Here is a 14,386-nt window from a genome sequence, read left to right as displayed (position 1 = left end):
TAGGGCATGACGGATCGTAGGACTCAACTCGCCGAGAATCTGGCGCAGGTGGAGGAACGCATTGCTTCCGCCTGTATCGCCGCCGGTCGCAAAAGGGAAGAAGTGACCCTCATCGTGGTCACGAAGACCTACCCCGCGAGCGATGTGCGGATCCTGTATGAACTCGGCGTGCGTCATGTCGCGGAGAATCGTGACCAGGACGCCGCACCCAAGGCGGCCGCTTGTGCGGATCTGTCGCTCACATGGCACTTTGTCGGACAACTGCAGACGAATAAGGTTCGTTCTGTTGCGAGTTATGCCGGTGTTGTGCAGTCCGTGGACCGGGCAAAGTTGGTCACGGCCCTCTCGGCCGCCGCGGTGCGCGAGGGGCGCGAACTCGGCTGCCTCATCCAGGTCGCACTCGACGCTGAGAGCGGCGAGCGCGGGGCCCGGGGCGGCGTCGCGCCGGACGGGATCGAGGAGTTGGCCGCTGCGGTGGAAGCGGCGCCGGGACTCCGGCTCGACGGCCTGATGACCGTGGCCCCGCTCTCCGGGCCGTACGCGGGACGGCAACGGGCGGCATTCGACCGGCTGATGGAATTCGCATCCCGCCTGCGCGGGAGCCATCCGGCTGCGAACATGGTCTCTGCAGGAATGAGCGCGGACCTCGAGGAAGCGATTGCGGCCGGAGCGACACATGTACGCGTCGGTACTGCGGTACTCGGAGTCCGACCCGGGCTCCGGTAACGTCGCCAAGCAAGTCGGACCACAGCAGAAAATATGGTCATTCCCGCCGATGGCGGGCAGGCCTGAGTGGATCGCGGGCACTTGGTGACAGATGCCGATCCACCACAGAGCGGAGGACTCAGAGCATGGCCGGCGCGATGCGCAAGATGGCGGTCTACCTCGGCCTCGTGGAGGACGATGGGTACGACGGTCCGGGGTTCGACCCCGACGACGAATTCGAACCCGAGCCGGAGCCGGAGCGCGACCGGCGGAGGCACCAACCCGCGCATCAGGCGGAGCGGGACCGTGAGCGGGATGAACCGGTACGAGTGGTGCAGCCGCCCGCACAGCGGGAGCCGGTTCAGATCCCGGCGGAGAGCGTGCGACCCGCCCGGATTGCACCCGTGGCATCCATCACACCTGAACGCCCGAACATGGAGAAGAACGCACCGGTGATCATGCCCAAGGTTGTGTCCGAGCGGGAGCCCTACCGCATCACCACGTTGCACCCCCGGACCTACAACGAGGCCCGTACCATCGGGGAACACTTCCGTGAGGGCACTCCGGTGATCATGAATCTCACGGAGATGGATGATACGGACGCGAAGCGACTTGTCGACTTTGCCGCAGGACTCGTCTTCGGGCTCCATGGGAGCATTGAACGGGTGACGCAGAAGGTGTTCCTGTTGTCGCCTGCTAACGTCGATGTCACGGCGGAGGACAAGGCCCGCATCGCTGAGGGCGGATTCTTCAACCAGAGCTGAGAACACGACACCGGGAACGACCCGGCCGCACGGCCGGAGCTACGAGAGCCAGGGGAGAGGGAAGCGCGAAATGGGCGTCGCACTGCAGGTTGTCTATATCGCGCTGATGTGTTTCCTCATCGTGCTGATCTTCCGGCTGGTCATGGACTACGTCTTCCAGTTCGCACGTTCATGGCAGCCAGGCAAGCCGATGGTGGTGCTTCTCGAGGCCACCTACACTGTCACCGATCCACCGCTCAAGCTTCTGCGGCGGTTCATTCCGCCGCTGCGTCTCGGGGGCGTGGCACTCGACCTGTCCTTCTTCGTTCTGATGATCATCGTTTACATCCTGATCTCGATCGTGACCAGGCTGTGAGCGATACGGTCTTGCCGACTGCCGACGACTACGTAGAGGTGAAGAAGAGATGCCGCTGACCCCCGAGGACGTGCGGAACAAGCAGTTCACGACCGTCCGCCTCCGAGAAGGCTATGACGAGGACGAGGTCGATGCCTTCCTCGACGAGGTCGAGTCCGAGCTGACCCGCCTGCTCCGTGAGAACGAGGACCTGCGCGCCAAGCTGGCCGCCGCCACGCGTGCCGCTGCGCAGAACCAGCAGCAGCAGGGTATGCGCAAGCCGGAGCCGCAGGACCGTCCCGGTGCACCGGTGCCCGCCGCCATATCTGGTCCGCCGGTCCAGCAGCAGCCCCCGCAGATGGGTCCGCCCCAGCTGCCCGGTGGTGCTCCGCAGCTGCCCGCCGGTCCCAGTGGTCACGGCCCCCAGCAGCACGGCCCCGGCCCGCAGGGCCAGCACGGCCCCGGCCCGATGCAGGGCGGTCCCATGGGTGGCCCGATGGGCGGTCCCATGGGTCACGCGCCGCAGCAGATGCAGCAGATGCAGCAGATGCAGCAGCCGCAGATGCAGCAGCCCGGTCAGGGCCCCGGTGGCGACAGTGCCGCCCGTGTCCTCTCGCTCGCGCAGCAGACCGCCGACCAGGCGATCGCGGAGGCCCGTTCCGAGGCCAACAAGATCGTCGGCGAGGCGCGGAGCCGTGCCGAGGGCCTGGAGCGCGACGCGCGTGCCAAGGCGGACGCGCTCGAGCGGGACGCGCAGGAGAAGCACCGCGTGGCGATGGGCTCGCTGGAGTCGGCCCGCGCGACGCTGGAGCGCAAGGTCGAGGACCTGCGTGGCTTCGAGCGCGAGTACCGGACCCGGCTGAAGTCGTACCTGGAGAGCCAGCTGCGTCAGCTGGAAACCCAGGCCGACGACTCGCTGGCCCCGCCGCGGACTCCGGCGGCCGCTTCGCTGCCGCCGTCGCCCTCGTTGGCTCCGGCCGGTGCGGGTGCCATGGGTCACAACATGGGCAGCAACCACGGTGGTCACGGCAGTCCGCAGATGGGCGGCAACCCGTCCATGGGCGGTGGGCCCTCCTACGGCGGTCAGCAGCAGATGTCGCCGGCGATGACTCAGCCGATGGCACCGGTGCGGCCGCAGGCGCCGCAGCCGATGCAGCAGGCGCCCTCGCCGATGCGCGGGTTCCTGATCGACGAGGACGACAACTGAGCGGGTTGCGCGCGCTGAGCGCGTAGCCGTCGGCAGGCTGAGGGCCGGGCCCCGGGGTTTTCCCCGGGGCCCGGCCCTTTGCCGTGGGCGGGGGTGGGGGGGAGCGTGCGGCGGGCCTGTTCCGCTGCTCGTCCCTTCCCGAACTGGGGCGCTACGACCCGGACCCCGCGCCTCAAACGCCGTCGAGGCTGGGTATGGGGGGCGGGGCGGGCTCCCGGCTTCGGGACGGAACGGCCGAGGGAACAGCGAGAGGCCCGGCCGGAACGTGTCCGGCCGGGCCTCTCGTGGTGCGGGTTACTGCTCCGTCTTGCGGAGGCGGAACGTCAGCGCCAGCGCCTCGTCCTTGAACGGAGTGCCGTACGCCCCGTCCGCCTCGCCCTGCGCGTAGTCCAGCGCCAGCACCTCGTCCGCGATGAGCGGCGCGTGCTCGGTCAGCGCCTCGATCGTCGCGGGCGACGTGGACGTCCAGCGGACGGCGATGCGGTCCGCCACGTCCAGGCCGCTGTTCTTGCGGGCCTCCTGGATCAACCGGATTGCGTCACGGGCCAGGCCCGCACGCCGCAGTTCCGGGGTGATCTCCAGGTCGAGAGCGACCGTCGCGCCCGAGTCGGACGCCACCGACCAGCCCTCGCGCGGCGTCTCGGTGATGATCACCTCGTCGGGGGTGAGGGTGACTGTCTCGCCGTCGACCTCGACCGACGCCGTGCCCTCGCGCAGGGCCAGGGAGAGTGCCGCCGCGTCGGCGTTCGCGACCGCCTTCGCCACCGCCTGGACGCCCTTGCCGAACCGCTTGCCCAGTGCCCGGAAGTTCGCCTTCGCCGTCGTGTCGACCAGCGAGCCGCCTTCCGCGGAGAGTGAGGCGAGCGAGGAGACGTTCAGCTCCTCGGTGATCTGGGCGTGCAGCTCGGCGGAGAGCGACTCGAAGCCCGACGCCGCGACCAGGGCGCGGGACAGCGGCTGGCGGGTCTTGACGCCCGATTCGGCGCGCGTGGCGCGGCCGAGCTCGACCAGGCGGCGCACCAACGCCATCTGCGTGGAGAGCGCCGGGTCGATCGCGGCCAGGTCCGCCTTCGGCCAGGAGGACAGATGCACCGACTCCGGGGAGTCCGTGGTCACCGGGACGACGAGGTCCTGCCAGACCCGCTCGGTGATGAACGGGGTCAGCGGGGCCATCAGACGCGTGACCGTCTCGATGACTTCGTGCAGCGTGCGCAGCGCCGCCTTGTCGCCCTGCCAGAAACGGCGGCGGGAGCGGCGCACGTACCAGTTGGACAGGTCGTCCACGAACGCGGACAGGAGTTTGCCGGCGCGCTGGGTGTCGTACCCCTCCAGTGCCTGCGTGACCTGGTCCACCAGCGCGTTCAGCTCGCTGAGCAGCCAGCGGTCAAGGACTGTGCGGTCCGCCGGGGCCGGGTCGGCCGCGGACGGCGCCCAGTTCGACGTGCGCGCGTACAGCGCCTGGAAGGCGACCGTGTTCCAGTACGTGAGGAGGGTCTTGCGCACGACCTCCTGGATCGTGCCGTGGCCCACGCGCCGCGCCGCCCACGGGGAGCCGCCCGCCGCCATGAACCAGCGCACCGCGTCCGCGCCGTGCTGGTCCATGAGCGGGATCGGCTGGAGGATGTTGCCCAGGTGCTTGGACATCTTCCGGCCGTCCTCGGCGAGGATGTGGCCCAGGCAGACGACGTTCTCGTACGAGGACTTGTCGAAGACCAGCGTGCCGACGGCCATCAGCGTGTAGAACCAGCCGCGGGTCTGGTCGATCGCCTCGGAGATGAACTGCGCCGGGTAGCGGCTCTCGAACAGCTCCTTGTTCTTGTACGGGTAGCCCCACTGCGCGAACGGCATCGAGCCCGAGTCGTACCAGGCGTCGATGACCTCCGGGACGCGGTACGCCTCCAGCTGGCAGTTCTCGTGCGAGCAGGTGAACGTGATCGCGTCGATGAACGGACGGTGCGGGTCCAGGTCCGACTGGTCGGTTCCGGTGAGCTCGGTGAGCTCGGCACGGGAGCCGACGCAGGTGAGGTGGTTGTCCTCGCAGCGCCAGATCGGCAGCGGGGTGCCCCAGTAGCGGTTGCGGGACAGCGCCCAGTCGACGTTGTTGTTCAGCCAGTCGCCGAAGCGGCCGTTCTTGACCGAGTCGGGGTACCAGTTGGTCTTCTCGTTCTCTTCGAGGAGCCGGTCCTTGATGGCGGTCGTACGGATGTACCAGGACGGCTGCGCGTAGTAGAGCAGCGCGGTGTGGCAGCGCCAGCAGTGCGGGTAGCTGTGCTCGTAGGGGACGTGGCGGAAGAGCTTGCCGCGGGCGGCCAGGTCCTCGGTCAGCGCCTCGTCGGCCTTCTTGAAGAAGAGGCCGCCGACCAGCGGCAGGTTCTGCTCGAAGGTGCCGTCGGGGCGGACCGGGTTCACGACCGGCAGGCCGTAGGCGCGGCAGACCTTGAGGTCGTCCTCACCGAAGGCGGGGGACTGGTGGACCAGACCCGTACCGTCCTCGGTCGTCACGTACTCGGCGTTGACGACGTAGTGCGCCGGGGCGCTGTCGCTCGGGAAGTCGACGAGGGCGAAGGGGCGCTCGTACGTCCAGCGCTCCATCTCGCGGCCGGTGAAGGACTGGCCGGTGACCTCCCAGCCCTCGCCGAGTGCCTTCTCCAGGAGGGGCTGGGCGACGACGAGCTTCTCCTCGCCGTTGCTCGCGACGACGTACGTGACGTCGGGGTGCGCGGCGACAGCGGTGTTGGAGACCAGGGTCCACGGGGTGGTCGTCCAGACCAGCAGCGCGGCCTCGCCGGCCAGCGGGCCGGAGGTGAGCGGGAAGCGTACGAAGACCGAGGGGTCGACGACCGTCTCGTACCCCTGGGCCAGCTCGTGGTCCGAGAGGCCGGTGCCGCAGCGCGGACACCACGGTGCGACGCGGTGGTCCTGGACCAGCAGGTCCTTGTTGAAGATCTCCTTGAGGGACCACCAGACGGAGTCGACGTACGACGGGTCCATCGTGCGGTACGCGTCGTCCAGGTCGACCCAGTAGCCCATCCGGGTCGTGAGCGCGGTGAACGCGTCGGTGTGGCGGGTGACGGACTCGCGGCACTTGGCATTGAACTCGGCGATGCCGTACGCCTCGATGTCCTTCTTGCCGTTGAAGCCCAGTTCCTTCTCGACCGCGAGCTCGACCGGCAGTCCGTGGCAGTCCCAGCCGGCCTTGCGGCCCACGTGGTAGCCCTGCATGGTGCGGAAGCGGGGGAAGACGTCCTTGAAGACGCGGGCCTCGATGTGGTGGGCGCCGGGCATGCCGTTGGCGGTCGGCGGGCCCTCGTAGAAGACCCACTCGGGGCGGCCCTCGGATTGTTCGAGGCTCTTGGCGAAGACCTTGCTCTCGCGCCAGAAGTCGAGCACGGCGTGCTCCAGCGCGGGAAGGTCGACCTGGGCGGGTACCTGGCGGTACTGCGGCGATGTCATGGGCGAGATTCCTCCGGCGGACGTTTTCCACTTCCGTCGGAGGGACGAGAACCGTGCGGCTCCCGCGGTACCACCCTCCTTGGCCCCGGGTGTGCGCCCGTGGCCCCCTCATTGGGTCGCGATGCCGGTTCTACTTGCCTCGCGGCGTTCTTCCGACGGCTCCGGGTGATCTTCACGACGCGCTCGCCCCCGGGCTTCCACCGTCCCCGGGTCGCTCCTGGCTGCGTACGACGCTACTCGTCCCATCCACGCCTCTCGCTGGCCCCAGTGTACGGGCCCTTACGGGCGACGGCCGACCGGTTTAGACCGACCGGCACATGGGGGGCGGGCGTGACCCGAATGGCGAGACCGGGCGGGCGGAGTCCCGGCGGGGGAGCGGAGGGCGGATTACCGGGCGGGGAGCTGGGAACAACGGTTTCAGGCGCGCGCTGATCCGACACGGGGAGAGGCGATTCGGCGGCGTGCCCCGTTGCCGCGGGGCTGGGGTCGATTTATCGTCCCAGCACGATTCGCGTGCAAGATCACAATATGTGAAGGGGCCGCGGCCATGGTGGCGAAGAAGACCGCCGTACAGAAGTCGGCGTCAGCGAGATCCACGGGTGCGGCGGCCGAGGAGACGAACGGAGACACGGGCACGGAGACCGTCCTGGCGCCGGTTCCGGTGAAGGCCGCGGCGAAGAAGACCGCGGCGAGAAAGGCTGCGGTGAGGAAGACCGCGGCGAAGAAGTCCGCGGCGCGGAAGACGGCCGCGCACGAGGCGGACGGAGAGCGGACGGCCGACGGTGACACCGGCGGCCGCGCGGCACCTGGCACGAAGGCCGCGGCGAGGAAGAACGCGGTCAAGAAGGCTTCGAAGAAGGCCGCTGCGGCGGCCACGGGGGCGGCCGAGGCCGCCGAGCAGACGGGAGCCCACACGGTGGTAGCCAAGAAGAGCGCAGCTCGGACCCGCGCGTCCGGGAAGGACGCGGCGCCGGTGCCGCCCGCCCGGGTCGCCGCCGCGACGGCGCCCGGGGATCTGGCCGTACGGCCGGGCGAGGACCCCTGGACGCCGGAGGAGGTTGCCGAGGCGCGGGCCGAGCTGACCAGCGAGGTCATGCGGCTCCGCAGCGAGCTGGAGGCGTCGGGTGCGGCGCTCGCCGGGCTGATGCGCGACTCCGGTGACGGGGCCGGTGACGACGAGGCGGACACCGGCACGAAGAACATCACCCGTGAGCACGAGATGGCGCTCGCTGCCAACGCCACGGAGATGCTGGAGCAGACCGAGCGGGCGCTGGCCCGGCTCGACACGGGGACCTACGGACTGTGCGAGATCTGCGGCAATCCGATCGGCAAGGCACGGATGCAGGCGTTCCCCCGGGCGACGCTCTGTGTCGAGGACAAACAGAAGCAGGAGCGTCGCGGCTGATTCAAGGAGGTGTGTCGTACTCTCGTCTTCGGTCAGGAACCTAGGTTGAGGGACTCACGTGGCAGAGGCGGAGCGCATCATCGGTACGCCGGACATCCCCGACGCTGGGGGGACCGGGGGCCCCGAGAGCGAGGTGCGGGGTGAGCCCGCGGGCGCGGGCGCGGACACGGACCGGGCCGAGACCCCCGGCAAGGGCCAGCGGAAGATCATGGTGCTCTTCGTCGTGGCCGTCTTCGCCTACCTGCTCGACCTGATCAGCAAGATGATCGTGGTCGCGAAGCTGGAGCACCAGCAGCCGATCGAGATCTTCGGCGAGTGGCTGCGCTTCGACGCGATCCGGAACGCGGGCGCCGCCTTCGGTATCGGCGAGGCGTTCACGGTGATCTTCACCGTCATCGCGGCGACGGTGATCGTGGTCATCGCCCGCCTCGCCCGCAAGCTCTACAGCCTGCCGTGGGCGATCGCGCTCGGTCTGCTGCTCGGCGGTGCGCTCGGCAACCTCACCGACCGGATCTTCCGCTCACCCGGCCTCTTCAAGGGCGCGGTGGTGGACTTCATCGCCCCCGCGCACTTCGCCGTCTTCAATCTCGCGGACTCCGCCATCGTCTGCGGTGGCATCCTGATCGTGATCCTTTCCTTCAAGGGCCTGGACCCCGACGGCACTGTGCACAAGGACTAGCGGCGGCAAGGCATACTCGACTGGTGAGTACGTATCCCGAGGTCCGCACCCTGCCCGTTCCCGACGGTCTGGAAGGCGAGCGTGTCGACGCCGCCATTTCCCGCATGCTCGGCTTCTCCCGCACCAAGGCCGCCGAGCTGGCCGCTGCCGGGAAGGTGCAGGTGGACGGCGCTGTGGTCGGGAAGTCCGAGCGGGTCCAGGGCGGTGCCTGGCTGGAAGTGGAGATGCCGCAGGCACCCGCTCCGGTGCAGATCGTCGCCGAGCCCGTCGAGGGCATGGAGATCGTGCACGACGACGACGACATCGTCGTGATCGTGAAGCCGGTCGGGGTCGCAGCCCACCCGAGTCCCGGCTGGACCGGCACGACGGTCATCGGCGGTCTCGCCGCGGCCGGTTACCGGATCTCGACCTCGGGCGCCGCCGAGCGCCAGGGCATTGTCCATCGCCTTGACGTCGGCACCTCGGGCCTGATGGTCGTCGCCAAGTCCGAGCGGGCCTACACGCTGCTGAAGGGCCAGTTCCGCGACCGGGTCGTCGAGAAGAAGTACCACGCGCTGGTTCAGGGCCACCCGGACCCGATGAGCGGCACCATCGACGCCCCCATCGGGCGCCATCCGACGCACGACTACAAGTGGGCGGTGACGGCCGAGGGCAAGCCCTCCGTGACGCACTACGACCTGATCGAGGCGTACCGGTCCGCGAGCCTCCTCGACATCAAGCTGGAGACGGGCCGTACGCACCAGATCCGGGTGCACATGTCCGCCCACCGCCACCCCTGCGTCGGTGACCTGACGTACGGCGCCGACCCGACGGTGGCCAAGCGCCTCGGGCTGACACGGCAGTGGCTGCACGCGGTCCGGCTCGGCTTCGAGCACCCGTCGGACGGCAGCTGGGTGGAGTTCGCCAGCAGCTACCCGGATGATCTGCAGCAGGCCCTCGACAGGATTGCGGCGGAGAGTCAGTGACCACCGGAACCCCGGCCCCGTACACCACGCGCACAGCCGTCGACGAGAGCGACCTCGCGGCCTGCTTCCAGGTCCGCAAGGAGGTCTTCGTCGGCGAGCAGAACGTACCCGAGGAGATCGAGTACGACTCCTACGACGCGGACGCGCTGCATGTGATCGCCGTCGCGGCGGACGGTGCGCCGCTCGGCACGGGACGGTTGCTGCACGGTGTGGGCGTGGCCGCCAAGATCGGTGGCGACCTCACCGTCGGCTCGCTCGGACGGCTCGCGGTGACCAGCCGGGCGCGCGGTCTCGGGGTCGGCGCGGCGCTGGTCCGGGCCATCGAGGAAGAGGCCCGGGGTCTCGGTCTGGCCGCTGTGGACCTGCATGCCCAGACCCATGCGCTCGGCTTCTACGAGCGGCTCGGGTACGTGGCGTACGGCCCCGAGTTCCCGGATGCGGGGATCCCCCACCGGGCGATGCGCCGCAGCCTGTAGACCACACCGGGCGCCGCTCCGGTCGTGCGGACCTGAACGACACCCTCGCGCACGTCTCCGCCCGCCCGGCAGACCTCGGCGCGTCCAGGTCTCGTTCGACGGCACGTCGCGCGGACCCGCCCCGGGCTACGCGTCGTGCGGAGTGATCACCGCCGTGCCGCCGCGCGGCCTCTCAGATCCGGCCGGGACCGGAGTCCCGCCGGTGCAGCGGGCGCCCGTGCCCGTCCCGTACGTCGATGCGGCCCGTGATCGAGAACTTCAGGGTCGGTGGTGCGCCGGATGGTCAAGAAGGCGAGAGGGAGGGGGTGTTGTCCGCTTTGCGGGCATTGCGTGGCACGCTGGAGCCACTGATCGACCGACCACCGGGTTCCGCTCGACACGCTCCGGAAGGCACAACGTGGACCAACTGGCACTGCTTCTCCTGCTGTTGCTCGGAGCCGTGGTCACGGTGCCACTGGGGGAACGTCTCGGGTTGCCCGCACCGGTGCTGATGACGCTCGCCGGAGTCGGCATGGCGTTCCTCAGCTTCGTACCGAATGTGAACATCCCGCCGGAGATCATTCTTCCCGCGCTGCTGCCGCCGCTGCTCTACGCCTCCGTGCAGCGCACCTCCTGGCGGCAGTTCGCCGCCAATAAACGACCGATCTTCCTGCTGGCCGTGGCACTGGTCTTTGTGACGACGGCAGCCGTCGCCGCCGTCGCCAACGCGATCGTCCCCGGCCTGCCCCTCGCCGCCGCCGTGGCCCTCGGCGCGCTCGTCGCCCCGCCCGACCCGGTCGCAGCGACCGCCGTCGCGGGATCGCTCGGGCTGCCGCGCAGGCTCGTCTCCATCCTGGAGGGCGAGGGACTGTTCAACGACGTGACCGCGATCGTGCTCTACCACGTGGCGATCGCCGCCGCGGTGAGTGGCACCTTCTCGCTGCCGGAGGCCTTCGGGCTGCTGATCCTCTCCGCCGTGGTCGCCGTGGCGGTCGGTCTCGCGGTGGGCTGGCTGACCATCAAACTCATGGGTCTGCTCGGCGATGCGACGCTCCAGGTCGGGCTGACGCTGCTGGTGCCGTTCGTGAGCTATGTGCTCGCGGAGGAGCTCATGGGGTCGGGCGTGCTCGCCGTGCTCACCACCGCGCTGTTCCTCGCCGAGCACACCGCCGACGCGGACGACGTGCTGGGCCGGCTCGCCGGCCGCAGCTTCTGGGAGATCGTCGACACTCTCGTCACCGGCGTCGCCTTCGGTCTGATCGGTCTCGAACTGCACAACGTCTTCGGCACGTCGCACGGGCGCGCCTGGGAGATGGTCGGCTGGGGCCTGGTGGTGGTCGTGGTCGTCGTCGGCGTACGGCTGCTGTGGCTGCTGCCCGCCACCTGGCTGGCCAAGCGGCTGCACACTCGCCGGGACTACAGCGAGGAGATCCCCACCAGCTGGCGCGAGACCGTCGTGATGTGGTGGGCCGGGATGCGCGGGGTGGCCTCCGTCGCGCTGGCCCTCGCGATCCCGCTGGAGACGGACGACGGGAAACCGTTCCCCGGCCGCGACGAGATCGTCTTCATCGCCTTCGTCGTGATCATGGCGACCCTGGTCGTCCAGGGGCTCACCCTGCCGTGGCTGGTACGCAAGCTCCGCGTCCGCGCCGACGCGGACGCGGAGGCCGCGCTGGAACGGGACCTCGCGTTCCGTGCCGCGAAGGCTGCGAGGCACCGGCTCCAGGAGATCCAGGAGGTCGAGGAGTTCACGGAGGAGGTTGTGGAGCGGCTGCACAGGATGGCGCACGACGTGGGGGCGCGGATCAGCCCCGACATGGTCGACGAGGACCGGCGGGAGGCGTACGCGAAGCGCGCCGAGCGGTTGCGGGCGGTCAACCGGGTGCAGCGCGAGATGATGTCCGCCGCCCGGCACGCGGTGCTGTCCGCGCGCAGTGAGTCGGGGACGGATCCGGAGGTGGTCGACCGGGTGCTGCGGCAGCTGGACGTACGCAGCCTGCGCTGACCCGGGCGCCCCCGCGGCCTGTGCTTCCGGCCGGTGCTCCGGGCCCGTGTCCCTCAGCCGCGTCCGGTCCGGGGTGCCGCCTCCGCCACCGGCCGTGACCGGCGGACGCAGTATGTTCTCCGTCCCGTCGTTCGCCATGCCATCGACCGCAGCTGGCACCATGACTCCCATGAACATCATGCTTTTCCACTCGACGTACGGTCTGCGCCCCGCGGTGCACGCGGCTGCCGCCCGGCTGCGCGGCGCAGGACACGAGGTGCACGTGCCCGATCTCTTCGACGGGCACACGTTCGAGACCGTCGAGGAAGGCATGGCCTTCAAGGACGAGCTGGGCAAGGACGAGTTGCTCAAGCGCGCCGTGCTGGCCGCAGCCCCCTATTCCGAGCGCGGTCTCGTCTACGCCGGCTTCTCCCTCGGCGCCGCCACCGCTCAGACCCTGGCACTCGGTGACGAGAAGGCGCGCGGGCTGCTGCTCCTCCACGGCACGTCGGACATCGCGGAGAACGCGGAGGTCGACGAGCTGCCCGTACAGCTCCATGTCGCCGACCCCGACCCGTTCGAGACGGGCGACTGGCTGAACTCCTGGTATCTGCAGATGCAGCGGACCGGCGCCGATGTGGAGATCTACCGGTACCCCGGTGCGGGCCACCTCTTCACGGACCCGGACCTGCCGGACTACGACGCGGCGTCGGCCGATCTGACGTGGAAGGTCGCCCTCGGCTTCCTCGCCACTCTGTAGACGGCCGGAGCCCCGCACACCACGACGGTGTGCGGGGCCTCTCGTCCGTACGCCGGGATCAGGCGCGGTAGGCGGTCCAGCTGTCGCTCATCCGCTGCACCTGGCCCGCGGTGAACTGGTACATGCACGAGTCGTAGGTGTAGTCCATGAAGTTGTGGATCGGGTCGACCCCGGTCTTGTTGGTGCAGGTGTCGCGCCCGGTCGGGCACGCGAACGCGGGGCTCTGCTCGGCCGGCGTGTCGGAGACGTAGTCGCCGTTGCCGTTACAGCCGCCCTGGAACGTGTGGTAGAGCCCCATCCAGTGGCCGACCTCGTGGGTGGCGGTGTCGCCCTGGTTGTAGTTGGTGGTCGAGCCGCCCGGCAGCGAGGTGTCGAGGATGACCACGCCGTCCATGTTCGGGCTGGATTTGTACGAGCTGGGGAAGGTCGCCCAGCCGAGCAGCCCGCCGCCGAGGTTGGCGGTGTAGACGTTGAGCGCGTTCTTGCCGCCCTTGCGCAGCGCGGTCTTCATGTCCTTCTCGGCGGTAGAGCCCGAGGAGAGGTTGTACCAGGTGGCGTTGTCCGTGTAGTCGGTGCCGGCCAGCGAGAACTGGAAGCCGGAGTTGGTGTTGCCCGTGCCCTGGCCGCCGTACGCCGCGTTCAGCACGCTCATCTGGCTGCTGATGTCGCCGGCGGTGAGCTTGCCGGTGGCGCCGGAGTGGATGACGTGGAAGTAGACCGGGATGGTCGCTCCGGCGGCGAGCGTGGCGCCGCTGGCCCGGCGGTCCGCGAGTCTCGCCTTGAGCTGCGTGTCCATGGCCTTGGCCTGGGCCGCGGTGAGTTCGTTGGGGTCGGAGGCGTGCTTGGTGCCCGAAGGACGGGCCTGGCGCGCGGTGGCGTCGGTGCTCGCGCACTTCTCCGCCGAGGCGGAGGCGGTGGACACCTTGGCGGCGGCCGCGCCGGAGGGAGCGGAGAGCGGTGCCAGGGCCAGGGTTCCGGCCAGGACGGCGATGCCGATCGCACGGTGACGTATACGCGGCGATATACGGGCAAGAGTGCGCACGAGTACTCCTCGCTGAAGCGTGGATGAGGGATTTCCTCACCCGCCGCCGGGAGGTTACGTGCGCATGTCACACCTTGAGGAGCGCTGATCAGGCCCAATCACTCATGGGGCAAATCGGGGAAACGGGAAGAAGTAATTCTGTCCGTTCCAGTGTTTGAGACACGGACGTAACGTCGCGCGTTACGCCGACGGGCGGTGTGTCCCCATTGGATCCAGGGAACACGCCACCCGCCGTAGCGACGTCATGCACCGTCAACATAGCCCGCGCTGGCCGAAACCAGACCCTTCAGCGCACCGGGCGGTCCACCCGCTCGACCTTCTGGGTACCGCTGAGCGTCCGGTACGAGCGCGTCCAGGCGGAACTCGCGTCCCGCTTCGTCTTGTCGGAGACCATCCCTGATCTTCGCAGGGAATCTCGGCCTTCAGGCCGGGCGGGAATGCGATCCTTGGCGCGGAGGCGCGGAGGCGCGGAGCGCCGGAGTGTTCTGCGTTGTCAGTGGCGTCAGCTATGTTGACCGGACTGACCGTTGGGGGGGGGTGGATGATCCGTGCGTACAAGTTCCTCATGCGGCCCACCACGGGCCAGCGGATCGCGCTCGGCGAGATGCTGGCCGATCACTGCTCGCTCTACAA

The 14,386-nt window shown here is 69.3% G+C and carries 12 protein-coding genes; 10 read left to right on the top strand and 2 right to left on the bottom strand.

The features are described from left to right. The first annotated feature begins 6 nt into the window (after positions 1-6). From AB0N06_RS14415 to AB0N06_RS14400, 4 genes are all read left to right on the top strand, one after another. Positions 7-726, top strand: a complete 720-nt coding sequence (locus AB0N06_RS14415; RefSeq protein ID WP_366135003.1) for a YggS family pyridoxal phosphate-dependent enzyme — start codon at positions 7-9, stop codon at positions 724-726. Between the two features lie 125 nt (positions 727-851). Further along, positions 852-1,469: a cell division protein SepF gene (sepF, locus tag AB0N06_RS14410; protein WP_366135002.1), complete on the top strand. Its 618-nt coding sequence runs from the start codon at positions 852-854 to the stop codon at positions 1,467-1,469. Between the two features lie 70 nt (positions 1,470-1,539). After that, complete coding sequence (locus AB0N06_RS14405) at positions 1,540-1,824, top strand: YggT family protein (protein WP_037697102.1); 285 nt, start codon at positions 1,540-1,542, stop codon at positions 1,822-1,824. Between the two features lie 49 nt (positions 1,825-1,873). After that, positions 1,874-3,010, top strand: coding sequence for a DivIVA domain-containing protein (locus AB0N06_RS14400; protein WP_366135001.1), 1,137 nt, complete (start codon positions 1,874-1,876; stop codon positions 3,008-3,010). A 294-nt stretch (positions 3,011-3,304) separates the two neighbouring features. Here the strand turns inward: AB0N06_RS14400 and ileS are convergent, their stop codons facing one another. Then, positions 3,305-6,463, bottom strand: coding sequence for an isoleucine--tRNA ligase (gene ileS, locus AB0N06_RS14395; RefSeq protein ID WP_366135000.1), 3,159 nt, complete (start codon positions 6,461-6,463; stop codon positions 3,305-3,307). A gap of 547 nt (positions 6,464-7,010) precedes the next feature. Here ileS and AB0N06_RS14390 point away from each other — a divergent pair. From AB0N06_RS14390 to AB0N06_RS14365, 6 genes are all read left to right on the top strand, one after another. Next, complete coding sequence (locus AB0N06_RS14390) at positions 7,011-7,868, top strand: TraR/DksA C4-type zinc finger protein (protein WP_366134999.1); 858 nt, start codon at positions 7,011-7,013, stop codon at positions 7,866-7,868. 58 nt (positions 7,869-7,926) lie between these two features. Then, positions 7,927-8,547: a signal peptidase II gene (gene lspA / locus AB0N06_RS14385; RefSeq protein ID WP_366134998.1), complete on the top strand. Its 621-nt coding sequence runs from the start codon at positions 7,927-7,929 to the stop codon at positions 8,545-8,547. A 23-nt stretch (positions 8,548-8,570) separates the two neighbouring features. Continuing rightward, complete coding sequence (locus AB0N06_RS14380) at positions 8,571-9,512, top strand: RluA family pseudouridine synthase (RefSeq protein ID WP_358858018.1); 942 nt, start codon at positions 8,571-8,573, stop codon at positions 9,510-9,512. Then, positions 9,509-9,988: a GNAT family N-acetyltransferase gene (locus AB0N06_RS14375; protein ID WP_366134997.1), complete on the top strand. Its 480-nt coding sequence runs from the start codon at positions 9,509-9,511 to the stop codon at positions 9,986-9,988. The genes AB0N06_RS14380 and AB0N06_RS14375 overlap by 4 nt, the downstream gene beginning before the upstream one ends. 397 nt (positions 9,989-10,385) lie before the next feature. Beyond that, entirely contained in the window at positions 10,386-11,972 is a 1,587-nt protein-coding gene (locus AB0N06_RS14370; RefSeq protein ID WP_366134996.1) for a Na+/H+ antiporter, read from the top strand. Positions 11,973-12,132: 160 nt separating this feature from the next. Continuing rightward, positions 12,133-12,711, top strand: coding sequence for a dienelactone hydrolase family protein (locus tag AB0N06_RS14365; RefSeq protein WP_366134995.1), 579 nt, complete (start codon positions 12,133-12,135; stop codon positions 12,709-12,711). Positions 12,712-12,769: 58 nt separating this feature from the next. Here the strand turns inward: AB0N06_RS14365 and AB0N06_RS14360 are convergent, their stop codons facing one another. After that, on the bottom strand, positions 12,770-13,753 hold the full coding sequence (locus AB0N06_RS14360; protein WP_366134994.1) for a zinc metalloprotease: 984 nt from the start codon (positions 13,751-13,753) through the stop codon (positions 12,770-12,772). Between the last annotated feature and the right edge of the window lie 633 nt (positions 13,754-14,386).

Origin of the sequence: Streptomyces sp. NPDC051020, assembly GCF_040683105.1 — a bacterium.
Taxonomy (GTDB): domain Bacteria; phylum Actinomycetota; class Actinomycetes; order Streptomycetales; family Streptomycetaceae; genus Streptomyces.
Note: the sequence above shows the minus strand (reverse complement) of the source record. Positions and strands in the feature narration are given on the sequence as shown.